This is a genomic window from Mesorhizobium sp. M0051 (assembly GCF_040323235.1).
GTDB lineage: Bacteria > Pseudomonadota > Alphaproteobacteria > Rhizobiales > Rhizobiaceae > Mesorhizobium.
In genome coordinates this window covers 139876-163634 of record NZ_JAMYUT010000007.1, presented here as the reverse complement: position 1 = coordinate 163634, position 23759 = coordinate 139876, and the positions used below count along the sequence as shown (strand labels likewise).

The 23759-nt window shown below is 60.8% G+C and carries 14 protein-coding genes; 6 read left to right on the top strand and 8 right to left on the bottom strand.

Going from position 1 to position 23759, the window contains the following annotated elements; translation table 11 throughout:
* Positions 1-155: 155 nt before the first annotated feature.
* The 4 genes from NKJ90_RS09865 (at position 156) to NKJ90_RS09850 (ending at position 6983) form a co-directional block, all read left to right on the top strand.
* Positions 156-881: a hypothetical protein gene (locus NKJ90_RS09865; RefSeq protein ID WP_352486023.1), complete on the top strand. Its 726-nt coding sequence runs from the start codon at positions 156-158 to the stop codon at positions 879-881.
* Between the two features lie 234 nt (positions 882-1115).
* The gene (locus NKJ90_RS09860; RefSeq protein WP_352486022.1) at positions 1116-4403 is read left to right on the top strand and encodes an autotransporter; all 3288 of its coding nucleotides are present in this window, start codon (positions 1116-1118) and stop codon (positions 4401-4403) included.
* A gap of 206 nt (positions 4404-4609) precedes the next feature.
* On the top strand, positions 4610-5719 hold the full coding sequence (locus tag NKJ90_RS09855; RefSeq protein WP_023758876.1) for an OmpA family protein: 1110 nt from the start codon (positions 4610-4612) through the stop codon (positions 5717-5719).
* Between the two features lie 19 nt (positions 5720-5738).
* Positions 5739-6983: a caspase family protein gene (locus tag NKJ90_RS09850; RefSeq protein ID WP_352486021.1), complete on the top strand. Its 1245-nt coding sequence runs from the start codon at positions 5739-5741 to the stop codon at positions 6981-6983.
* A 47-nt stretch (positions 6984-7030) separates the two neighbouring features.
* Here NKJ90_RS09850 and NKJ90_RS09845 read toward each other — a convergent pair whose 3' ends face one another.
* Entirely contained in the window at positions 7031-7609 is a 579-nt protein-coding gene (locus NKJ90_RS09845) for a DUF6931 family protein (RefSeq protein ID WP_352486075.1), read from the bottom strand.
* A 193-nt stretch (positions 7610-7802) separates the two neighbouring features.
* Here NKJ90_RS09845 and NKJ90_RS09840 point away from each other — a divergent pair, with 193 nt between their 5' ends.
* Positions 7803-8339: an OmpA family protein gene (locus tag NKJ90_RS09840; RefSeq protein ID WP_352486020.1), complete on the top strand. Its 537-nt coding sequence runs from the start codon at positions 7803-7805 to the stop codon at positions 8337-8339.
* A 158-nt stretch (positions 8340-8497) separates the two neighbouring features.
* On the opposite strand, the gene NKJ90_RS09835 is transcribed toward NKJ90_RS09840, so the two are convergent.
* From NKJ90_RS09835 to tagH, 7 genes are all read right to left on the bottom strand, one after another.
* Positions 8498-10822 carry a M23 family metallopeptidase gene (locus tag NKJ90_RS09835; RefSeq protein ID WP_352486019.1) on the bottom strand — a complete coding sequence of 775 codons (2325 nt, stop codon included), beginning with the start codon at positions 10820-10822 and terminating at the stop codon, positions 8498-8500.
* Positions 10819-11229: a DUF1036 domain-containing protein gene (locus NKJ90_RS09830; protein WP_352486074.1), complete on the bottom strand. Its 411-nt coding sequence runs from the start codon at positions 11227-11229 to the stop codon at positions 10819-10821. Before NKJ90_RS09830 ends, NKJ90_RS09835 begins: the two co-directional genes overlap by 4 nt.
* A 108-nt stretch (positions 11230-11337) precedes the next feature.
* Positions 11338-13785 carry a serine/threonine-protein kinase gene (locus NKJ90_RS09825; RefSeq protein ID WP_352486018.1) on the bottom strand — a complete coding sequence of 816 codons (2448 nt, stop codon included), beginning with the start codon at positions 13783-13785 and terminating at the stop codon, positions 11338-11340.
* Positions 13786-13790: 5 nt separating this feature from the next.
* On the bottom strand, positions 13791-14564 hold the full coding sequence (locus NKJ90_RS09820; protein ID WP_352486017.1) for a PP2C family protein-serine/threonine phosphatase: 774 nt from the start codon (positions 14562-14564) through the stop codon (positions 13791-13793).
* Between the two features lie 168 nt (positions 14565-14732).
* Entirely contained in the window at positions 14733-18299 is a 3567-nt protein-coding gene (tssM, locus tag NKJ90_RS09815) for a type VI secretion system membrane subunit TssM (protein ID WP_352486016.1), read from the bottom strand.
* 19 nt (positions 18300-18318) lie between these two features.
* A complete protein-coding gene (tssL, locus tag NKJ90_RS09810) occupies positions 18319-19824 on the bottom strand; it encodes a type VI secretion system protein TssL, long form (protein ID WP_352486015.1) in 1506 nt (501 codons plus the stop codon).
* A 303-nt stretch (positions 19825-20127) separates the two neighbouring features.
* Entirely contained in the window at positions 20128-21171 is a 1044-nt protein-coding gene (gene tagH / locus NKJ90_RS09805) for a type VI secretion system-associated FHA domain protein TagH (RefSeq protein ID WP_352486014.1), read from the bottom strand.
* 251 nt (positions 21172-21422) lie between these two features.
* On the opposite strand from tagH, the gene NKJ90_RS09800 reads away from it, so the two are divergent.
* The gene (locus NKJ90_RS09800) at positions 21423-23750 is read left to right on the top strand and encodes a type VI secretion system Vgr family protein (protein WP_352486013.1); all 2328 of its coding nucleotides are present in this window, start codon (positions 21423-21425) and stop codon (positions 23748-23750) included.
* The last annotated feature ends 9 nt before the right edge of the window (positions 23751-23759 follow it).

The following is a 23759-nucleotide window of genomic DNA, read 5'->3' as shown; positions in this document are numbered from 1 at the left end:
TTCCGGCAGCCTTCGAACGCACCACACGCAAACGCAATCCTGCCTGAGCGTCTGGACTCGGTGCCGCCAACGGCCAGCAAATTTTTATACCAAGTGTCATGTCAAAGATAGGAAAAAGGGGATTTGTATGCAGTCACTGGACTGTGGAGGACACGATGCCGATCAAGATCAACCTCGCCCTGCCGGTTTATGGAGCAGCCTACAAAAGCGTGTTCGTTCGCAGCCTCTTCGCGGCCCTGACCCACAACAGCCTGTCCAGCTACGCTTTCACGCTGTCGGAAATCGAGTACACGGATATCCCGTTTTCCCGGAACTATCTGCTGACGAACTTCTACTACAACAAGCCGGATTGCAGTCACATCCTGATGATCGACAGCGACATGGGCTTCTCGCCTGATCTGATCGCCGCGATGCTGGCGCTGGACAAACCGGTGGTCGGCTCGTTGTATCCCCGGCGCCTGGTCGATCTGCGAAAACTCCACTCACTGTCGACATTGCCCTTCGACAAGGCCTTCGCACAAAGTCTGGACTTCATCGGAACCGTCGTCGAACCCCGGCAAGAGATAGGGGGCTTTGTTCGGGTATGGTCATGCGGCACGGGCATCTTTGTGGTCTCCCGCGACTGCGTGACGGCGATGATCGAGAAGTTGCCCGAGACGGTGGACCGGTCTCGTTACCGTAGGAACAAGTACACCGCTCAGTTCCAGAATTTCCTGACGCCGTTTACTAAGATCGTGACGCCGGAACTGGATTTGCCTGACGATTTTTCTTTCTGTTACCGCTGGGCGGAACAGTGTGGCGGCGAAATCTGGGCAAGCTACGACCGCAAGATTGCTCATGCCGGAGACCTGACCGTTTCGGCAGCCTATTCTGATCTCTAAATGTGCCCTTTGAACGGTGATACACTGGGGTCAATAGTTCGCTTCGAGCTTTTCGATAGTGACCTTGTCGCCACAGCTGGCCTGATAGTCGCCCAACGGCGAACGCCGAACCATTGCCGTAGAGCAACACGCCGCGTACACTCTCGGCGAGGCAGGCCAACGAACCCCAATCCCATGGGTGGGGCCTATTTTAGTTTTTTGTGACGGTATCGATTTCTCGTAAAGTGGGGTCGAATGAGCGTGCCGCGCGAGGCCTATCAATTGGCGGGTGTTTCGTTGCTTGCGTTGGCGGCAGCGTCCACCTTCCAAATATCTGGCGCAGCGGCGTGCTCCGCCACTGCAAACGGCGACGGCGATCCGTTCCAGACGACATCGGTTACGGTGGAGTGCAGGACGGTCGGGGATTTTCAGGACATCGATGGCGTATTCACCACCCGGTTTAATGGGTTCCAGAACTCGTCGGAGATCAAGATCAATGACTACGATGGCAACGGCGACGACATCCTAAGGATTTTTGGGGGCGAGCTGACCGACGACGTGTCGACAACGCCCAGTGTAGGCGGGCTGCCCACGGATGGGTCGACCTCCTTGCAGCCGGCGGATGGGACGATCGAGCTCCTTGGCGGCAAAGACCAATTCGAGATGTTCTATGGGGATTACTTGGGCGAGCCGTTCGCCCCCAACGTCAGGGCCAATCTCGATACCGGGGCGGGCGATGACACCGTCGTCATCCAGGCCGGCAGCATTCAGGACATCAACCTTGGAGACGGCACCGACAGGGCCGCGATATCCGGCGGCGCGACGCAGGTCGGTGATGTGACCGGCGGCCTTGGGGACGACGAGATAACGGTCGGTATCCTCGAGACCGAGGAGGGCGTTTTTTACAGCGCGCCAACCGTCGGCGTCATCTACGGGGGCGACGGCAGCGATACCATCACCATTGCGGGAGGCAACGTTGCTGCAGTCGATGCCGAGGCCGGCGATGACAAGGTCAGCATAGGCGGCGATGCCGCGGTCGAACTCGATGTCGATGGTGCCTCCGGAAACGACACCATAACGGTCGGCGGCAACGCCACCATCGGCGGCAATATATTCGGCAGCGATGGCAACGACACCGTCAACATCAACGGCGGAACCATCGGGACAACCACGACGCCGGGCCGCGTCGATCTCGCCGACGGCGCCGATATTTTCAACATAACCGCAGGTCACATAACCGGTTCGGTATTCGGCGAAGGTGGCGGCAACACCTATGACGTGAGCGGCGGTAGGATTGACGGTTCGATTTTCGCCGGCAGCCAGAACGACAACGTCACGGTCTCAGGCAGCGCCAGTATCGGCATCGACCTTGGCGAGAGTGGGAACGACACCGATTCTGTCGGCCTGGAGGATGGCGACGACAGCTTCTCGATGACCGGCGGCACACTCGGCGGCGCCGTGAGCGGCGGCGCCGGCAATGACACGATCGACTTCCGCAGCGGCACGATAAATGGTTTCATCGAAGGCAATGACGGCAACGACCGGATTTTCGTATCCGGCGGCATTCTCACCGATGAAATCATCGGTGACCTAGGCAACGATACGATCACCATCAGCGGCGGAACGATCGCCGGGCCGGTTTCCGGCAATGACGGTGATGACCATATCAGCATCTCGGGCGGCACCATTGGCACAGCCGCCGTGCCGACCCAGGTCGATCTCGGTACCGGGGTCAATACATTCGACATGAGCGGCGGCACGGTCAACGGATCTGTTTTCGGGGAAGGCGGCGTCAGCGGCGGCGCCGGCTTCGACAACGTCTCGGTCACCGGCGGCACCATTACTGGCGGCATCGAAGCCGAGCATGTTCATCTGTCAGGCGGCACGATCGGCGGTAACATCACTGGCCTCGGGCCCGACACGCTCGTCATAGACGGTATCGGCACGGTCGATCCGCTCAATCTGAGCGATGGCGTGCTGTTTAGTGGAACAAATGCCAATGGCACCGTCACCGGCACCGACCTCGCGGCCGGCGGCAAGAGCCAGAACTTTACGGGCTTCGACAATTTCTCGGCCGACGCTTCCACACTGCGTTTCAGCGGCGGCACGCAAGGCATCAACCAGCTCAACCTCGGCAACGGCTCGACGCTGTTCATCAACGGCAACGTCACCATGCCGGGTTCAATCATCGCGACCACGAGTTCGCTGATTGATATGCGCAATGGTGTCGCCAACGACGTGTTGACGCTCGGCGGCCTTACCCTCAACGGCGCCCGCATCGGCCTCGACATCAACCAGCAGACGGTGCAGTCGGATCAACTGGTCGCCGGCGCGTTCTCGGCCACCGGCGTCAATACAATCATCGTCAACCTGCTCGGCACGCCGCAATTCACCCAGGCGACCGATATCCCGCTCATTGTTTCGACGAACGGTCCGGTCACCGGGACGTTCAGCGTCGCAGGTGTTCCCGGCACGCCGGGCTCGCTTTTCAGCTATCAGGTCGTAGCCGGCCCGAATGGCGGCTTGTTCCTGCGTGCCACGCCGGCCAATTTCGGGATTGCGGCGGCGCCCACCAGCGCCACCAACGCGGGCGCGGTCACGGTGGCAATCGACGCTCTCTACGGCATAAACCGCGACGCGCTCGATGCTGACCTCCACCTTTCGCCCGCATCCGGATCTGGAATGGTGCCGGTTTCGGAGAGCTTCGGGGTCTTTGCCTCCGGCCAGTTCGCCCATACCGAGCATGACGGCTACAACATCAGCGGCGGCGGCTTGAATGGACCCGGCCCGAGCTTCGATGCCAATGATTTTTCGGCCGCCATCAGTCTTGATTTCAATGCCGCCAAACACTTCCAGTTCGACAATGAGTATGGCCTGAACATCGGCGTTTTCGCCGGCTACGCCTCGACCGACGTCAGCCTCGGCGCGTTCCGGGGATTTGATGCCATAGGCGAAGGTACCAACAAGGCTGGCCTGTTCGGCGGCTACGTGTTGTTTCGCAAAAGCGTCGACTACGCGTTGGTCTCCGCCTCCGGCTTCATCGGCGGAAGCGACGTGACGAACGGCGTGCTCGGCACCACCGGCAGCTATGATACCAAGGGCTATGCGGTTACGGCATCGGTCGGCCACATCTTCAAGCTGGGCGAGCGCACCCGTTTCGACCTGCGCGGCGGCCTGCTTGGCGTTTCATTCCGCGGCGATCCCTATACAGACAGCGGCGGCAACGAGTTCGGCAAGAGCCAGCTTTCTTTTGGCGCGATCAAGCTCGAGCCCGGCATCTATGGCGATTACACGCTGAGCAACGGCGTGGTGTTCAGCCCCTATGCGCGGGGCGAATTGCAGCAGCGTTTCGGCTACAAGAACACCACCGAAATCGACACCAGGGAAATCAACTTCGACGATGCGGATTTTTCCGCCGCGCTGTCGACCGGCTTTAACCTGAAAGTGTCGGACTCGACCACCGTCAACGGCGAAGTCCGTGGCAAGGCGTCTTCAGACAGTTCCACCATCGGCGCCAAGTTCGGATTGAAGATCGCCTTCTAGCCAGTGTGGCGTGGCCGGATTATGGACTGGCCAAGCACTCCAGCCGAGACGCTCGCCAAGCGAGAGCAAGTGTTCTATGCTCTCCATCGGCACCGAGCAATTCCAGGAAAAGAGACGGTTTTCCGTCCGGAATTGCGTCAAAACAAACAGATGGAGCGGTTTGCCGTTTCCGTGAAAGCGTGAACTGCTCTAGGCAGGGGGGTTCCATGTTCGAAGTCGTCGGATTCTGCTGGAAAATACGGTCGAGAAGTCGGCTCGCCATAAACGCACTTGGCTTGATCGTTGCGCTGTCCGTGCTGCTTTTGCCCGGACTGGGAACCGCGAACGCACAGGCGAACTGGACGCTCGATCCCGCCGCGTCGGTGCTCACCTATCAGTCGGTCAAGAAGAACACGATCGTCGAAACAAACAAGATCAGGAATATTTCCGGCAGCCTTACTTCGGGAGGTGACGCCAAAGTCACCTTCGACCTCAATTCGGTCGATACGGGGGTCGATCTTCGCAATGTCCGCATGCGGTTCCTTTTCTTCGAGACATTCAAGTTTCCGTCCGCCGAACTGACCGCGAAGGTCGATCCCGCGGCGTTTGCCGACCTGCCGACCAAGCGACGTGTGAAGGCGGTGCTTCCGTTCCGTCTCAACTTGCACGGGGTCGACAAGAACCTTGAGGCCAACGTCGTGGTGACCATGATCAGCGACGACATGGTATCGGTCGCTTCGGAGGCTCCGGTCGCCGTGCATGTGGAGGACTTCGGGCTATTGCCGAATGTCGACAAACTCCAGCAGGCGGCCAATGTGACCAACATTGTTCCGACCGCATCGGTGTCGTTCGATTTCGTGTTCACCGCTGACGGCAGCACGCCGGCTGCTGTCCAGCCTGTTGCGGCGAAGACCGCCGATGTCGGACCCGTCGCCACCGATGCCGCGAAGACGAACTTCAGCGACGAGGAGTGCCTCAACCGGTTTGCGGTGCTGTCGCGCACCGGGGCTATCTACTTTCGAACGGCGAGCGCGCGGCTCGATACCCAAAGCCGTCCGCTGCTTGCGGAGGTCGTCGGTGTCGTTGGCAAGTGCCCGGGCCTGAAGGTCGAGGTTTCCGGACATACCGATTCCGATGGGTCGCCTGTCGAGAACAAGCGCTTGTCGGAGCGGAGGGCCGAGGCGGTTGCCGATGCCATTGTCGCCGCGGGCATTCCTCGCACGCAGATCGCGGCGACCGGCTACGGCGAGGAGCGGCCGGTTGCCGCCAACGACACGCCGAAGAACAAGGCGCTCAATCGGCGGATCGAGTTTTCCGCCACCAAGCTCGTCAACTGAGGAAGGATCCGTTGTCCCGGTGAGTTTCGATCTGATCGCCCATTGTGGTGGCCTTATGCGCGGCATCGGGCTTGCAGCACTGGCATTACTTTTGACTTTGTCGGCCGCCGATGCCGAACGCCGTGTCGCGTTGGTCCTTGGCAACTCCCAGTATCAGCATGCCCCGGCGCTGACCAATCCGGTACGCGATGCCCAGGCTATGGCCGAACGCCTGAAGAACCTGGACTTTGAAGTCGTTTCCGGCTTCGACCTGACCAAACTGCAGACCCAGACGACGATTGCGCAGTTCGCCAAGCAGGTTCGCGGCGCCGACATCGCCCTGTTCTTCTACGCCGGCCATGGGTTGCAGGTTTCAGGCAGCAACTACCTTCTTCCGATCGATGCAGCACTTGAGGACGAGACCTCGCTCGACTTCGAGGCGGTGCCTGTGGATTTCATCTTGCGGCAAATGTCACGCGAGACCAGCATAAGGCTGATTTTCCTCGACGCCTGCCGTGACAATCCGCTTGCCGATGTGTTGGCAAAGACCGCCGGCGTCAAGGGAGCAAGGAGCGGCCTTGCCGAAATTCCGATCGAGAATGGTGGTGCGGGCACGCTTGTCGCGTTCGCCACCAGTCCTGATCGGGTCGCCTATGACGGGTCGGGCGAACATTCGCCGTTTGCTTCGGCGCTGCTCGCGCATATCGGCGAAACGAATGTTTCCATCACCGAAGCGATGAACCGCGTTACCGCCGATGTCTTCAAGGCAACCGCCGGCAAACAGCGCCCCTGGACCAATGTCTCACTGACCACCGAGGTCGTCCTGCACAAGATCGATCTCAACGCGCCGCTGATCGTCGGCGAGGCGAGCGCTCAGCAACCGGAAGGCGGCTCGGACGGGCGCAACACCACGGCAAATCCGGCCGGCCCCGGTGACGACGCCCAACTCGCACTCAATGTGCTTCGTCAGAAGATACCGAAGCTTGCCTCGGACGACCCCATTTTTTTCGACCACCCGATCGATTTTGGCGATCCGGAAATCGACGGCAAGAGCATTGCCGAGCTCATCAAGGGCAAGCCACGCTTCAGTCCGGTGGAGGGGCTCGACAAGTCGGTATGGGAAGGCAAGCATTGCGACGGCTGCCATCAATGGAACGAGGCCCGGCTGTGCGAACAGGCGAAAAATTTCGCCTCCAACGATGTCTCTGTTTTGCGCCTGCAGCATCCGCTCGGAACACGCTTCAAGGTGGCGCTTGCCAAATGGGCTCAAGGTGGCTGCAAGTGATACAGGGCGTTAATGGCATCCATCCAGTTTGTGCCGGGGTGAATGCTTTAATACGCATCCGCTGATTGGCGCAGCGCCTCGATCTCGGCCATCTGGATGCCCATTTCGACAAAGGCCGAAAGAACGGCAAACCGGTCGGCGAGCGCGACACGTGCCAGTCCGGTCAGAATCCCGGCATTGACCGCATGGGCGGCAGGAAATGGTTGCAGGGCCGATACCATCGTCGCGGCCCTAGTCGAACCATTGTCACGCCATCCCGCGGCCAGGACAATCCAGCCGACCGGCGTCGTTGGCTGTCTCGCCGCGGCCGCACTGACTGCTGCCCGATGATGCGGGCTGTCCGGTTCACCCACCCAGTCGCGGACAAGCGCGAGCAAACCGTGATCGGTCTCATCGAACAGGTCGGTCAGGTGGCTCAGGCATTCATGGGCCCACCAGACCGCGGCCCGCTCTGGAAGCAGATAGGCACAAAATGTAATCGCTTCCTCGGGAACGCGCCCGGCGAGGAGGTCGCGGCAGAACTCGATCGAGCGCTGGTCGGTTGGAAGGGCTCTCATGTCCCGGGCAACAGCAGGACAGGCCATGAAAAGATCCCGTGCCGTTTTGAACCGGAGCCCATTGGCCATGACCGCCACGCTTTCATCGAGGAGCTCTGGCCACTCAAGCCTCACGCGCGGCGCGGGTCAAGTCTCATCCTGTGACGCGCCGACAACTCGCGGCATTGTCGTGCCCCTCAGTGTTTTGTCGACAGACAGTTGCCTTGGAATTTGGTATGATCGCGATCATCGAAATCGGATTGCTCAAACAGGAGGAGCCGCTATGCAGTGGAGCAGTTCAGCTTTTGTGTTGGCGGTCGTGTTTTTCTCGACCCACGCTTCCGCCGGTCCCGTTCAGAAATCAGAAGACATTGTGAAGTTTTTTGCCGGCGCGGCCGATCTGGGCAAGTCGCGAGGAATTTGTGTCGGCTCCGAGGAGGAGTGCAAAAGCAAGACCAAGGCAAATGACGCGCCAGCAGGAAAATCCAGCCTCGACATGCTGATCAATTTCGGGCTGGATTCGGCCGAGCTCGACACGACTGCGCGCGCTGAACTCACCGAATTCGCCAAGGCCCTGAAGGACAATCGGCTGCGCACGTTCAACTTCGTCGTCGAAGGCTACACCGACGCCACCGGCACTGTGCATTACAACGAAGGCCTGTCGCAGCGACGAGCGCAATCGGTGGCGACCTTCCTGACAGCCAGCGGGATTGAGACCGCGCGCATCAATGCGATCGGCATGGGCGAAAAAAATCCGCGCAGCCCAAACCCATACGATCCCGTGAACCGCCGCGTGGAAATGCGGATAAAGACGGAATAAAGCCGGTAAAAGTGTGAAACGGTTTTCCGTCCGGATTGCGTTAAACAAACAGAGTGCGCGGTTCGGCGTTTCCGTGAACGCTCTGAGCCCTGTTCCATCCCGATGAAATCGGGATGGGGAACATCAGCAGTCCGAGACACTTATGCCGCGCGGCCAGGTCAAAGCGTATTCTGAATCGAGCCTATGAGGGCGGTGACGGCCTGTTTGTATTTTTCGAACTCCGGCGATGTCTGGCGGATCTGCGTGGTCTGCGGGCTCGCGTCAGTAGCCACACGGCTTAGTTTTTGGCCCATTTTCCTTTCGGCCCAGTCCACCACGTAGCTGGCTGTCTTGCCGGTGAGAAACGGATTGGCCTGGATGACGGCCGAACCCAGCACGGCGCTCAGTTGCGCCGAACCTGTCGCCGCCAGCACCTGATGCGCGCCTTCCATCCCCAGGAAATGACAGAGATAGAGCCGTCCAGCTGTGATCTGGTGACCGCGCGCCCGAAGATAGGCCTCGCCTTCGCGCGCCAGATTGCGCACCATCTCGCGCGAGATCGTGGCGTCGTAGCGCAGAGCGAGCAGGTCGGCAGTCGACAGCGTGCGCGCAAGCTCCGGGCGATAGGTGCTCATCATCCTGATCCAGGTCTTGGTTATGAACTGGCCGGCGCCGGTCGCTGAAGAATTTGGGTTCTTGGCGCGAGCGCTGCCGCCACTTTCGACATGAACAATGCGGTCGGTGAGCGTTTCGACAGCGGAATCGTCTGAAGCGATCGCGGTAACCCTGCCCAGCGGGTCGATCGCCTCGCCATTCTGATAAAGTTCGAAATGCAGGTGAGGCCCGGTCGAAAGGCCGGTGGTGCCGATGTATCCAATGATGTCGCCGGCTTTCACCTTGGTGCCGACGCCGGCCGGGATTGCAAATTTCTGCATATGCGCATAGCGCGTCTCGCGCCCGTTTCCGTGCGAAATCTTCACCAGATTGCCATAGTTGCCGCCATCGCCTTGGAAGGTGATCTCGCCATCGAAGGCCGCTGCGATCGGCGTGCCAACGGGAGCCGCCCAATCGACGCCCTTGTGGATGCGAACGGTCCCGAGGATTGGATGCTTGCGTGGCCCGAAGGTGGAGGTCATAACCCCGTTGACCGGTGTGACCATGCCGTTGGTTACCGTCAGCGAGCGAACCTGATCGTCACCGGTGACGCACGCAAACTGGCCGTCGCTCTGCTGGAAGACGAAACAGTCGAGGCTCTTTTCGCTGCCCTGGACACCCACATACAGCACCCGCCCGGCACCTTCGTCCTTGCCGCGCGGCATCTGCGAATAGATCAGCACGAGGCGCTGGTCCTCGCTTGCAAAGGCGTCCAAGTCCTGTCCTCTCGAGAGATACATGATCGCTTCGCCGATCACGCCGGTCGGGACATTGTTGCGGGCCGCCGTCGAGTAGATCGCGTCGAGCAGACGGTATTGCCTTTTGTGCGTGCCTTCCGCCTGTGCGCCCGAATAATTGAACAGGTCTTCGCGGACCCAGGGATCGACGCCCGACACGAACGCGCCGGCGGCATTGCGCGTCAGCGTGCCGACGAACACGTTCCTGGCGTAGATCGAAACCTGCATGAGAGACATCGTGGTCGTCCCGCGGCTCGGCCTGAAACCGCGCATGGCAACCACATAACCCGGTTCCAGACTGTGCCGATTGAAAAGCGCCTTCAGGGCCTCGCCTGCCAACTTGGCATCATCGGCGGAGAAATGCGCATCGAGCACAACGCTGTCCAGGCTGCGGTCGTTGAGGGTCTTCACGAACATGTCCTCGGTCGCCTCGAACCGCTGATAATCATTCGTGACGACCGCGACGCTGGTGTTGTTTTCGATCTGGGTCTTCTGGAATGCGGGAAGGGCAGCATCGCCCGCGTCGATTGTCTCACCCCAGCCGGCTTCGGGATCGTCGGCGTCCGCCTTCTGGTCCGGAACCGCCGCGGGTTCCTCTGCGGTGGGTGATGGCTCAAGGTCGTTCTGGAGATCGCCGGATGGTGCGGTAGCGGTCTTTCTTTGCGCCTGGAAGAATGCGAAATCCTCCTGCGTCGACGGTATCGTCGTCATGAATTTTTCGCTGGCGCTAAGCATGACGTCGGACAGAATTTCGAGCTGGGGAGAAACGCCGGCCTGATCGAGTTCCGCCGGGCGCGGCATCGTTCGGCCTTTCGTTGCGGCGCCGGCATCGGGCGCCAGGGTGATCCACATTGGATCCCCGGCAAGGTCGATGATGGCCGGCACATAGACGGATGCATCGGCCGGCACATCATCCACTCCCTCGACCGCGTGCAACTCCTCATCTTCGTCGCCGAACGACCAATAGTCCGCGGTGAGGTAGAAACCGGCGGCGATCGAAAGCAGGAGAACCACCGCGAGACCGGCAATAAGCCTGCGCCAAAGCGCGCGCCTGCGAAGGGCGGCGCGCGCCTGCTTTTTGTGCCTGAAGCTCGTGTCGATATTGTGCGTCACGGATTGCTTCCGGTCAGGAAGAAGGTCCAGCGGACCTGTTCGAGCGTATCGACTTCGAGAAATTGCGCCGCGATATGGCCGCGCTGCCAGCATTCATCGATGCCGCGTATCGAGAAACGGCGCGGCTCGATGCACATTTCTGTCGATCCGGTGAGGATCGCATGACCGAACACGTCCGTGGCATAGATGTAGATGTAGCGGTTCGTCAGTTTCTCGCGGATGACGTTCACGCATTGATTGGCGCCGATGGTCCACCAGCCATCGGTCTGGTCCGCATTGTCGACCTTCTGGCCGACGGCGAGATTGACGACGTCGAGTGTCTGATTGCAAACCGTGAATTCGGCGCGCGCTTCGCTGGATGACAGCACCGCCAGCAGCGCGGCGCCCGCCATGACTGCAAGCCTCATGTGGCCTGTCAGGGCAAACACGGCTCGAAGCGGATCACGCTGCTCTATGGGCAGGTCGGCGGACGAACGGGGCGAACGCGAGCGGCGGAGTTCCATCGGGCGTCCATGCTATCCGCCGAGCCGGAAATACTGGGCAGCGGCCGAGAACCGAGTCCCATCGGTCTCAATTTCTTCGAGAATTTTGGGGAGCAGCACCGCGGCGGGTGTCGGCGTGGAGAACGCGGCCGCCTGAATATCATGGACGCCCGTGATCACCATTATGATCTGCGGCACGGCCTTTCCGGCGGCTTTGTCGGCCGCGCCGAGGCCAATCGGGATGCTGAAAGTAGCCTTGCCCGGTTCTACGACGATGCGGTCGTCGAGATTGAATACCATGCCTTTGTGATCGATCAGCAGCACGCTGGAGACGAGCCCGCCGCGTGTCACCAGCGTGCCGCTGACCGGCGTGCCGTTCGGCACCGACGTCCGATCGAGAACAAGCTGCGGCTTGTCGGCGGCGGTCTGCCCCAGAAAGCGCAGAAAATTGGTGACTTCGCATTGGCTTGGCTCGATGAGGCGGACGCTGATGTCCGGCTCGATGTGGAATTTTGCCTGGAAATCGCCCAGCATGCGCTCGAATGGCTGGACCGCAGTTCCAAATCCTTCGATCGCGGGGGCCTTGTCGGTTGCCGACGTCATGGTCGCATAGAAACAATCGCCGCCGCCGAAGTCGCGAACCCAGGAGACCCGTTGCGCGATGTCGTCGACGGCCGCGGGGACCTCTGGTTTGGGCACGTTCAACGCGACGACAGGCTGGTCGGGCTGTTTGGCCTCCGGTAGTGCGGCTTTTTGACTCTCGGCCTTCGCGATATCTGTCTTGCTTGCGGCGGGTTCAGGCGCCGGCGTGGTCGCCTTGGGCGGTGTCGGCTGGTTGGTCTGTAGCTCGGGCTTTTGGCTCTTGACAACCTCTGGCTTGGCCGGCGGCGGCGTCGACACCCTCTCGGCTGCTGACGGCGCTGGAGCGGTCGTGACAGGTGGCGCCGCCGACGTCTGGCTGTCGCTGGCCACTGCATCGGGCTGGATTGCCGGTGATGCCTTTTCGGGCGGCGGCTGCACGTCCGTAGTTGGCTTCGGGGGTGCCCCGGTCTGCGAGGGGACTCCGGCGGGCTTGGCCGGCCGCGGCTTCTGAGCTGCCGCTGCATCTTGCTGATTTTCAGCCGGCGGTGCGCCGGCCTCCGGCTGCGCGAGCGGAACTACCTTTGCCGGCTCGGGGGCATTCGCGGCAGTGTCCGCCGGGGGCGGCTTTGACAGCTCTGGGGCGGGCTTTGATGGCTCTGGTGCGGAAAGCGATATCTTATCGACGGTCGGCGTGGCAGGCGTCATGAAGCCGCTCAGATAGAGCCCTGCGCCGGAGGCGACAGCAAGCGTCGCCAAGGCGGCGATGGCGACGGTCCGGGTGGTCTTTGCGGGTTTTGCGCGCACATCCGGCTTGACCGCGCGCGGAGGACCGACGGCCGGGGATGGCTGCGGTGCGGTCAAAAGCGCGGGCCGGACATGCGGGACAAAGCGCTCGCGCGTGCCCGTCGCCAGCGGCGCGTCGTGTCCCGCGACATTGGATGGCTGAGGCTGGCCCTTAGGATCAGGAGCAAGGGCTTGCTCGGCTGGCCGCAAGACCGGTCGCTTGCGTGGTGGGATGGACGTCGGCGGCATCGTTCCTTCGTCTTCGCCACGCGTCATTCTGGCGATGTCCGCCATGCTGGCCGGCCGGTCTCGCGGATCCGGTTGCAGCATGGCTTCAACGATGTCACGAAAATCGTCGTCGATGTCGGAGAGATCAGGCACGGTCCGGCGCTTTTCGATGACCTCGAACTGCGATCCGCTCATGTCGATCGGCTTGCCGCGCAAAGCGGCAACCAGCACCAGCCCCAGGCTGTAGATGTCGGATTGCTCACTGACGTCGCCGCTGTAGAGCCCGAGCTGTTCGGGCGAAACATAATTGTACTTTCCCGCGAACTTTCCGCCGATCAGGGTCTCACCGCCCACGCTCGCCGAGCGGGCGATACCGAAATCGATGATCTTCGCGCGGTCGACCCGGCCGCCGGGCAGGATGATGTTATCGGGGGAGAGGTCGCGGTGTATTGCTCCAGCTTGATGGACGGCGCTCAAACCGGAAGCGAGGCGGTGGCAGAGCTTGCGCACATCTGCCGTCGGCATCGCGCCACGTCGCATGATGTCGAACAGCGACTCGCCGTCGACGAATTCCATGGCAAGGTAGGGACGGCCGATCCCGGGATCGATCGTGAAGACGTGGTACCGCACGACCGCGTCATGCGACAGGTGATTGAGGATCAATGCCTCCTTGCGGAACAGCGATAAGATCGTCTGGTCACGGGCGAACTCGGGCAAGACGATCTTGATCGCGACATGGTCACCGGTCTGGATATTATGGCCACGGTAGACCTCGCCCATGCCACCGAATGCGATCCGCTCGTCGAGTTCATAGATGCCGCTGAGTTGCGTGCCTACGGCGGTGTTGGCCATGCCCCCCGATATTCGCGTCTTATCGTCGGCGCTCATGAGCCTCAAGCCTCCGCTCTATGCGGATCTGGACGAGGCGATTGGCCATCGCGCCGGTCTCCGATCTTCACAAGCACGATCGTCACGTTGTCCGTTCCGCCGCGCGCCAGCACCATGTCGAGCAGGTTCTCGCAGGCTGCCTGAGGTGTCGCCGAAACAGTCGCCGCCTCGATCTCGGCGTCGGTGACATGCGCCGTCAGCCCATCCGTGCTCAACACAAAAATGTCCCCAGGCATGATTTCGCCCTGCTGGAAATCGATGACAATCTCGTCGCTGACGCCGATCGCTTGTGTGATGACATTGCGGCGCGGCCAGGTGCGCGCTTCGGCTGCGCTGATGATACCCCGGTCGATGAGCTCCTGAACTTCGGTGTGGTCTCTCGATATTTGCGAGATCGAGGCGTTGCGGATTAGATAGACGCGGCTGTCACCCGCCCACAGGCAGGCAAACCGCCCGTCCATCGCCAGCAGCGCGGCAACGGTAGAACCGATGGTTATGCCGCGAGATTCGGCTATGCCGCGGATCTCGGCATTGGCCCTGCTCAGCCTGTCCTCAAAGCGCGCCCGAAGATCGGGTGCCGAGCTCGCGATGCCGATCGTTGCCAGATGATCGACGATACTGGCTGAAGCGACCTCTCCGGCGTCATGTCCACCCATTCCGTCGGCTACCACCCAGAGGCCAGTTTGTGGCTCGACCAGATAGCTGTCTTCATTGAGCTCACGGACAAGGCCTTTGTGGCTCACGCCGAAGCTTTCAATGGGAAGGGCGACAGTATTCATTTTGCCACCAAGCGCTTTTCAAGCGTCCTTCTGCGGCGCACCTTTGGACGCTCGCTCGCGCCACTTTGCCACAGGCTCGAACATTAAAGTATCGAAAACTAAGGAAAACCAAGGTTTGACCGTATGTGGTCTGCGGATCGGCACCATGCTCAGCAGATCATCCCCATCTCAAAACGCCTTGGGACAGCTGAACCCGGAAAGCGCGGGGAGGAACAAGGGGTTGGAGCCTGAGCCTGTCTGGAGCGTATAAGAAACGTCGCGTCCGCCGATCACGAAGCGCGCTTGCATGCTGCTGTCGTCGCCGGTGACGGCAGCCTTGTCCAGAAGCCGTTTCAGGGCCCACGGCCCTTCGAACTTGATCGCGGATTCGCGGCCTGGCATTTCTGGTGTCAGGCTTAGGCTGGCGTACGCGGAAGCCGTACCGCCCGGCCAGGTGACCGCACTTGGCGCGTTGCCGGTCTGGTTGCTCTGGACGATCTGGCCGTCGGCATCGAGTATCGCCGTATCGGCATCGCCGTTCAGTGAGAATGGTGTGAAAGTGATGCTGACCGAAGGCACCGAACCGCCCGATGGGAAGAAGGCGCTGCGGATTTCCGCGGCCAGTTGGAAGTCTTTCAGGGTCGATTTCGACAGGTCGCGTCCAAAGCGCGCATCCTGTTTCCAGCTCCAGTCCTGGCCGGTCATGTCGATCAGCGATGCGAGATTTTGTGCGAAGAACCGGTCCAGCAAGCCGCCCGGGGCGAACAATTTCGCGAAATCCGCCATCGCAACATCCTCGGTGGCGTCGCCGGCGAAGGGATAACGGCCGTTGATCGCGGCTTCACAGGGAGCCGTCACCGTCTGGTCGAGTATCTGGTTCAAGTTGGTTACCGAGGTTTCGGCGACATTTTCTTCGAACTCATCCGCCGTCGCGTTGACCATCCGGCCGAGTTGCTTGGGCAGGCGTGAGACATTGGCGCGAAGCGTGGCTATCTGTAGCTGCAGGTTCGAACTGACGCGCTCCGTCTGCGAAGGAACTTCGGCCGCCAGTTGCAGGCTCTGATAGATATCGCTGAAGTTGTGGGTCAGGGCATCAATTGGGCGGTGTCCGGCAGGGCCGTTCACCAGGGCCTGGAATGGTCTAAATTGCGCTTCGATGTTTGCACCTGGATTGACGTTCCGTGCGTCGGCGGCCCCCGTGCCGGCGCGGCTTTGCGATTTGCCGTTGGCGATTTGTATGCCGATGCGGGCCAGGCCCTTGGCCAGATCCGCGGCGTTGCGCGGCTGGTTCTGAGCCGTGCCTGCTTCGATCTCGGTGCCGGGACCGTTGCCGTCACCTGGGTCCCGCGTCAGAGCTGTTTCGTTGGCGATCGCCGCAAAGAGCTGGTTCATCGGTGAGCTTGGGGAGGCAGCGGCTGAAAGCGCGATGTAGTGCGGCTTGTCCGTCAGCATCGCCTTGAATTTCAACTGGTCGAGAACGCCGTTCCACGCGGCCGCGAACTCCTTCCCGTAGCGATCGAGAAGTTCGGGGCCGAGCTTGAGCAGTTGCTGGTTGATGTCGCCTTGTTCGCCGCCGCCGCCGAGAACCCACTGCTCGTCGACAAGCATCTGCGCAATGCGCGAAAGTTGCCGGAGATAGAAGGTGTTGAAGCCGGAATGGGTGTAGATTCCGGGAACACGAAGCCCTGACAGATCGCTGCCATCGATGCGCTCGAACAGCAACTGCGCCTCCGGCCCACCTTTCTGGGATACGGAAAAATCGTCCAGCACCGCAGCGTATGTCGCCGACTTGATCAAAGCCGAAGCTCGATCGGCAAGGCTCATACGCCCGAGAGAACGTTGAGCGGCTTCAACAAGCGGCCGGTTGAGTTCGAAGACGGGATCGTAAGCGTCGTCCAATGCCAGCATCGCGCGCAGGTGCTTTTCGAGCTGCTCGCGTCCTTCGCGATTGTTTTCGCCTGGATAGCGGTTCTGCTCCCAATCCTGCTTCATCCAGGAAACGATCAAGGCGTCATCGACCTTCGGTGCCTTGCCGCCAAGCATCAGATAGATTTTCAACGGTTCGTAGAGCGCGACGGGATCGGCCATCTTGGCCTGGATCGTCCGCTCGGCCTGGATCAGCAGGCGCGATCGGAACATTCGTTCCAGCCCCTGCCGATAGGCCGTTTTGGACGCCGAACGAAGTCTCTCACGCTGACTGAGGCCGAACGTCTCTTCGATCGGTGTCGGCAGGTCACCGTTTTCGAACCCGGCCGGCAGATCGCGCAACTGGTCGAGCGGGCCGATGACGTTTTCAAGGTCGACATCGGTAACCGTGGCCGTCTTGAGCAATGGGGCCGCCGTCTCGCGATACTGGCCCATGGCAAGAGTTGTGGAGGCTATCAGCGATCGGTTGGCCGCAAAGCTCAGGGCGAGCGTACCCAGTGCGGCGGCAGCGATCAGCGTTATTGCGCCGAGGCCGCAAAGTCTGGCGATCGCCGCACGCCTTGCAGCCGATTTGTCATACGAAACCCATCCGGATTCGGCAAAAATGACGTCCGTCAGCAGATTATGCAAAAAGAAGCTTTTGCCAGTTCCGGAAAAGTGCGGGCGGGAATTGCCGCCGAAATTGCGGCTGATCGCGCCCAGCACCTGATCGATAGGCGTTCCCTCTTGCGTGCCTGACGAAAAATACAGTCCACGCAGGCTGACGTTCACCTGGCTTCGGGTCGGATCGAACACGCTAGCGACAAAACTGGCAATTCGACTCCTCAGCGCGCCGAACTGTGCGGGAAAACCGAAGATGGAGATGCGCGTGACCGGATCAGCCTCTTCCTGGAGGCGGTCGGCCATCTCGTCCACCAGTCGTTTTGCCAGCGCATCGAATTCGGCAGGGGCCCCGGCGGCCATGTTCCTGTCGCGCTCCGCGGTCTGGAATGTCGCGCCCCATACCTTGCGCCTGCGCGACTCGTCGAGACCGCCGAAGTAGTCCATGAATCCGGAGACAAGATCGGTCTTGGTGAAAAGCAGATAGACTGGAAACTGGATTTTCAACGTCTCGTGGATTTCCCTCAGCCGGCTGCGTATCTCGGTGACGTGGGCATCAAGCTGCTGATCGTCGAAGCTCATCAGATCGGCAAGGCTGATGGCCAGGATAACGCCGTTTATCGGTTGTCTGGTGCGGTATCTCTTGAGCAGCGAGAGGAATGCGAGCCAGCTCTTCTTGTCGCTCTCGGCATTGGAGTCCTGCGTCGTGTAGCGTCCTGCGGTGTCGATCAGCACGGCCTGGTCGGTGAACCACCAGTCGCAGGCACGTGTTCCGCCAATGCCAGCCACCGGTTGGGTGTCCCCCGAACCGGCAAGCGGAAAATTCAGACCCGAATTGACCAGTGCCGTTGTCTTGCCGGCACCCGGCGGGCCTATGACCACGTACCAGGGGATCTCGTAGAGGAAGTTGCGCTTGCCGCTCGATCGTTTGAGCGTCGCCACGGCCTCATTCATGCGGGCTTCGAGCACCCGCGCATCATTATCATCACGGTCGTCATTGTGCGCAATGACGGTTTCGAGCGCTTTTTGCGCCTTCCTCGCCTGCCAGAAACGCAGCCCGTAAAAAAGCGCCAGCGTCGCCATGATTACACCAATGATCGTCGCGCGTAGCCAGGCAGGCCCGAGCGGCCGGCTATCGGCGAAGCGGATCAAGGGGCCGGCAAACCACACCGCCGCCGCGAAGCCGCCCAGCGCGGTCACGCTGAATATCCGCAGCAGCCAACGCGTCATGGGTGCTTCCAACGGGCCGTCACAATGTTTCCTCCCTGGGGATCATCACATCGACACGGCGGTTCTTGGCGCGGCCTTCCGGCGTCGCATTGTCGGCGACCGGTTCGTCCTCGCCCTTGCCATCGACCGTCAGTCGCGAGGGATCGCTGAATTTCGCTGCCATCAACGCTTCCACGGCCTTCGCCCGGGCGACGGAAAGGTCGAAGTTGGATTTAAACGCGCTCGACTTTCGGGGTTTGACATTATCCGTGTGGCCGACGATCCGGATTGGTCCAGGCTCGTGATCCAGAGCCGCGGCGATGTCGGTGGCAATGGGCTGGAATTCCGGCTTCGTCTCTGCCCTGCCGGACTGAAACAGCAGCAGATTGTTGATTTCCACCACGATGAAGTCGCCTTTCGTGCCGATGGTCAGCCCGCCGCCTTCGACGTCCTTGGCCAGCGCCGCACGAATACGGTCGATCTGCCCGGTGGCCGTGGGTGGGGTGAGTTTCGCCGGCTCGGCCAATGGCGCCACGCTGGCGCGCTCGATGGCAATCGGCGTCGATGGATTGAGTGCCAGCAATTCACCGGCGGCGGCGTCGCCTTCATTGCTGATGAAGACCCGTAGTGCGAAGAATGCAGCAGTCAGCAGCGCCGATCCCGCTGCCGCGACGACCCAGAGCGGCAGGCGGGCCGATGACTGTACCATCGTCGCTGCCAAGCCCTGCCAGTGCGGCGAGATGTCTTCACCCGCATGCGCCCTGAAGTAGCGAAGCGTCTCGTAGACATCGCGTCGAACGCGCTCGAGATTGTTGTCTTCGCGCTTCACGCCTCGATACTGGCCCTCGAAACCCAGCGACAGGCAGGCATGCATCAGTTCGAGCAGATCGTAGTGCGTCTCGGGATTGGCCAGTATCTTGTTCAGTGCTTCGTAGAAACCTGTGCCGGTGCGCTCGGTGTGAAAGAACTGCCCCAGCATGCTGTGTTGCGCCCAGTCGTCACTCCTGGGCCAGGGCAGGTTGCCGATGAGATCGTCGACGGTTTCGCAGAGGGCGAATTTCGCAATCCGCGCATCCTCTTCGGCAACGCCTGACTTCTCCACTGTCCGGTCGAATTTTTCAATCGTCTCGGTGACATGTTCCGCCAGTGGCTCCGCTCGTATTTCGACGGACATGAGCCTGAGCTGCCCGAGCAGCATCAGCAAAGGTGCCGCCGCGGCGAGAATAGGGTTTGCCGCGGAGTATTTGACGATGTCGGCGGCGCCGAGCAGCAGCGCCTGCTCGATGGCTGGCTTTGGCGGGGCGGCGGAAGAGCTGGTGCTTGCCGCAGCACCCAAGGCTGGAGCCTGATAGATTATGGTTCCGGATGCCCAGCCCGGCGGCCGCACGACACCAGGATCGAACACGGTTGAATCCTTGGCCCCAGAGGGTTGGTCTGCGCCCGCGACGGGTTGCTCAGGAGCTGGCGGCGATTTCTGCGTGCGCCGCGGATTTGCGCGAATGACGGTCTTGCCCGCCAGGCCGAAGGGGTCGTCCTTCGAGCTCATCGCCAATCGTCCGTGCTGGCGGGGTACCCACGATTGGGCGAGACAGGCGCAAGACGGTTTCTGGTCAGGTAAAGGAAAGGCAGCCCCGGCCGGCCGTGGCAGTGTCCGGAGGAGGATTGGCTAGAAAACGCTATTCCGCCGTAGCATGACATTTGCCGCAGACCCCCAGGTCAATGAGTCTTACCCGCTAGGCGAACTGTCGTATCCGATCGTAATCTCAGAAATTGTCGATTGGAACCGGGTCCCGGGCGTCGGAGAGACTTTTCTTCGCCGACTGCCGTGCCGTGCTTTTCCTGGGATCGCCTATTTTTGCTTGTCGGCTTTGGCGTAGGCCTCGCTGAAATACGCCAGGAAGATGTCCAGCATGCCGTTTTCATGTGCCTCTTCCATGGTCCGCCATGTCGCCACATAGGCGTCCCAAGCCTGGCCCTTCTTCGATGTAAACGACGTAGGCGGGAGCTTCCTGCCGATTGCCTCGGGGGACAGATCGTCAAGCAGCCGGGAGAGCGCGGCTTGCATGGCGGCATAGGTAGCGAATTCGTGCGTCTTGAGATCGCGGAATGCATCTTCGATACTGCGCCTGGCATCAAGATAGCCGGCCCTGCGTCGGGCAAACATGATTTCGAGGATGTCGTCGGTTCCTGGAACGAACTTCAGTGGATTGTTATCGGCGGCGCTGATCATCGTTCGTTGTGTACTCTTGGCCAGCATTTTCGCGGCCGCCCGCGCCTTCAGCAGCAAACTAAGTTCCTCGACCACGGCCCGCAGGACCGCGCCGATTTCGGCTGCAACTTCATGCTGGTCGCGCAATTGAAGCAATTCCGGCGAAATGCCGGCTCCGATCGCAATCTCCCTCAACACCTCGTCTCTGGTTGAGGGCAGGGGTGGGGAGTGCACGGCTGGAACGCGCCGCCCGGACCGTTGCTGCGCGGAATCGAAGAAAGGCCCTTCGCCGAATTCCAGCGGCCGGCCTGTCGCGAGCGGCATGTCTCGCTGCGTCGGACCGTGGCTGGGGTTGCCTGCAGTGGCGCGCTCCTCGTCGATCGACACTAAGACGACATAGCGGCCGATCAGCATCCGATCGCCATCGCCCAGCCGATGCGGGTTGGTCATGCGCTGGCTCGATCCATTGATGAAGGTGCCGTTGCGCGAGATATCGTGCAGCCAGAACGCGCCGGCCTCGTAGCGAACCTCGCAGTGCCGACCCGAGATGAACTTGTCGGGGTCCGGCAAGGTCCAGTCACAACCATCGCGTCCGATTTCGAAGCCGCGATCGCGCGCCGCGTAACTGGTCGAGGTGCCAGCGGGCAAGGCATCGACGTTGTTGATTTGCAGACTGACGTACATCCAGGATCGCCCTCGATCAATACTCCACCATTCTAGCAGCTTGCAGGTAAAACAGGACAGCGGCGTTTCAAGCCCCTGAATCGATGGGTAAGATCTTGTCGCCGCCTCTCTTTGGCCGGCGGGGAAACATGTGGTAGGCTCACCACGGCCTGGCTTGGCGGATTTAGAAAGTTCCTGAACGTGATGCTGTTAATATAGCGGGAACTTCAAATCCATCACGTTGGCGGCCGCGTCCAGGAGGGGCACGACCCATGCCGAATGAACGTGCCACGGTGGTGCAGACACCGGTTGGCTCCGATTTGTTGACGTTCACGCATCTTGTCGGGCGCGATGAGATCAGCCGTTGTTTTGCCTATACGGTCGGGTTCGTCAGCACGGACACCGATATCGATCCGCTGAAGATGCTAGGTGGCCCGGTCTCGGTTGAAGGTGAATCCGATCCGAAACGCTGGTTCAGCGGCATCGTGTCCGAGTTCCGGATCACCCGGCTCGAGGACCATCTGGCATATTATGAGGCGGTGATCAGGCCGTGGCTCTGGTTTCTCGGCAACACAACCGATTGCCGTATTTTCCAGAACAAGAGCGTCGTCGACATAATCAAGAACGTCTTCAAGAGATACAGCACGGCGGAATTCGATCTGCGCCTGCAGGGGTCCTATCCCCAGCGCGAATATTGCGTGCAGTATGACGAGACCGATCTGGATTTCGTCCAGCGGCTGCTCGAGCATGAAGGCATTCTGTATTTCTTCGAGCATGACGAAGGCAAGCACACGCTTGTCCTGGCCGATGCGATGAGCAAGCTGAAGCCTGCGCCGGGCTACGATAAAGTGCTCTATAACCTTGAAGGTCAGGGTTCCCGGCGTGATGTCGAATACATCACGGAATGGATTCCGGGCAGTTCGGTGCGCCCAGGCGCCTATGCCCACACCGACTATGATTTCACGAAACCGGGCGCTGACCTGATGGCCAAGTCGGCCCAGCCGTTCAGCCACAAGGAGGCGGCGGGCGAGAACTACCGCCAGCCCGGCGCGCATCTCGAAACGGGCCGGGGAGACAGCCTGGCCGCGATCCGGCGCGAGGAAATTCAGGCCGTCCATCAGCGCATCGCCGCGGTCGGCACTGTGCGCGGTCTCTATTCGGGCTGCACGTTCAAGCTGGATAGCTTTCCGCGCGAGGACCAGAACCAGGAGTATCTGGTGGTCAGCGCCGAATACAGGCTGTTCGATCCAGGCTACAGAGCCCATGCCGACGTCGAGAGCGAGAACTTCAAGGCAATCCTCGGCCTGGCGCCGACCGCATTGCCCTATCGTCCACCGCGGATCACGCCACGGCCGATCATGCGCGGCCCCCAGACGGCGACGGTGGTCGGTCCATCCGGCGAAGAAATATTCACCGACAAATACGCGCGGGTGAAGGTCCAGTTTCATTGGGACCGTCTGGGCAAGAAGGACCAGAACAGCTCCTGCTTCGTGCGGGTGTCGCAGACCTGGGCCGGCAGCGGCTGGGGTTTCATCCAGATCCCGCGCATCGGCCAGGAGGTGATCGTCGATTTCATTGAAGGCGACCCGGACCTGCCGATCATTACCGGCAGGGTCTACAATGCCTCCCAGATGCCGCCCTACGGGCTGCCCGGCAGCGCCACCCAGTCGGGCTGGAAGTCGGACTCTTCCAAAGGCGGTGGCGGCTACAACGAGCTGATGTTCGAGGACAAGGCCGGCTCCGAACTCGTCAACTTCCAGGCGCAGAAGGATCACCACCTTCTGATCAAGCACGATCGCACCAAGCTGGTCCAGCACGACCAGTCCGACCGTATCGACCACGACGCCAAGCACTCCGTCGGCCACAACCTCGACGAAGACGTCGGCAACAACAAGACGGTGAAGGTGGGCGTCGACCAGACCACCAACATCGGCTCGAACGACACCGAGACAGTGGGCGCCAACCGCTCGCTGACGGTCATGGCCAACGAGACCATCCATGTCGTGGCGAACTCGACGGAGAACATCGACGCCAATCATTCTCAGACGGTGGGGATTGTCCAGACAGTAAGCGTCGGCGCGGCTCGGGTCGATTCGGTGGGCGCATCGGAGACCAGAAGCGTGGGTGGACCGCAGACCAACACGATCGGCGCGACGCGGTCTGTGACGGTTGGGGCGGCGCAGGACCACAGCATAGGAGCGAGCGACAGCTGGACGATTGCGGCGGCACAAACCGTAAATGTTGGCGCCGATCAAAGTGTCACCGTCGGCAGCGCACAGACTTTCAGCGTCGGCGCCGCCCGCAGCGCCAGCATCGCGGCCGATGACACAACGACGGTTGGTGGAGGGAGTTCCCTTTCAGTGACCGGTGCAAGTTCAATCCAGATCGGAGAAGACAGTACAATTAATGTCGGCAAAAAGCTGGTGATCACCGTTGGCGACGAAATTCTGATCAAGTGTGGTTCGGCCAAATTCATGATGAAGAAGGACGGTACCATTGCCCTGGAAGGGAAGGACATTTCGGTGAAAGCAAGCGGCAAGATCGGTATTAAGGCATCGAGCGACATCACGATGAAGGGCTCGAAGATCAGCGAGAATTGAGGTGCAGCG

Bases quoted from the DNA above. Each gene is read 5' to 3' on its own strand.
- NKJ90_RS09865 (WP_352486023.1), top strand. From the start codon at position 156: ATGCCGATCAAGATCAACCTCGCCCTGCCGGTTTATGGAGCAGCCTAC.
- NKJ90_RS09860 (WP_352486022.1), top strand. From the start codon at position 1,116: ATGAGCGTGCCGCGCGAGGCCTATCAATTGGCGGGTGTTTCGTTGCTT.
- NKJ90_RS09855 (WP_023758876.1), top strand. From the start codon at position 4,610: ATGTTCGAAGTCGTCGGATTCTGCTGGAAAATACGGTCGAGAAGTCGG.
- NKJ90_RS09845 (WP_352486075.1), bottom strand. From the start codon at position 7,609: ATGGCCAATGGGCTCCGGTTCAAAACGGCACGGGATCTTTTCATGGCC.
- NKJ90_RS09840 (WP_352486020.1), top strand. From the start codon at position 7,803: ATGCAGTGGAGCAGTTCAGCTTTTGTGTTGGCGGTCGTGTTTTTCTCG.
- NKJ90_RS09830 (WP_352486074.1), bottom strand. From the start codon at position 11,229: ATGAGGCTTGCAGTCATGGCGGGCGCCGCGCTGCTGGCGGTGCTGTCA.
- NKJ90_RS09825 (WP_352486018.1), bottom strand. From the start codon at position 13,785: ATGAGCGCCGACGATAAGACGCGAATATCGGGGGGCATGGCCAACACC.
- NKJ90_RS09820 (WP_352486017.1), bottom strand. From the start codon at position 14,564: ATGAATACTGTCGCCCTTCCCATTGAAAGCTTCGGCGTGAGCCACAAA.
- tssM (WP_352486016.1), bottom strand. From the start codon at position 18,299: ATGACGCGTTGGCTGCTGCGGATATTCAGCGTGACCGCGCTGGGCGGC.
- tssL (WP_352486015.1), bottom strand. From the start codon at position 19,824: ATGAGCTCGAAGGACGACCCCTTCGGCCTGGCGGGCAAGACCGTCATT.
- tagH (WP_352486014.1), bottom strand. From the start codon at position 21,171: ATGTACGTCAGTCTGCAAATCAACAACGTCGATGCCTTGCCCGCTGGC.
- NKJ90_RS09800 (WP_352486013.1), top strand. From the start codon at position 21,423: ATGCCGAATGAACGTGCCACGGTGGTGCAGACACCGGTTGGCTCCGAT.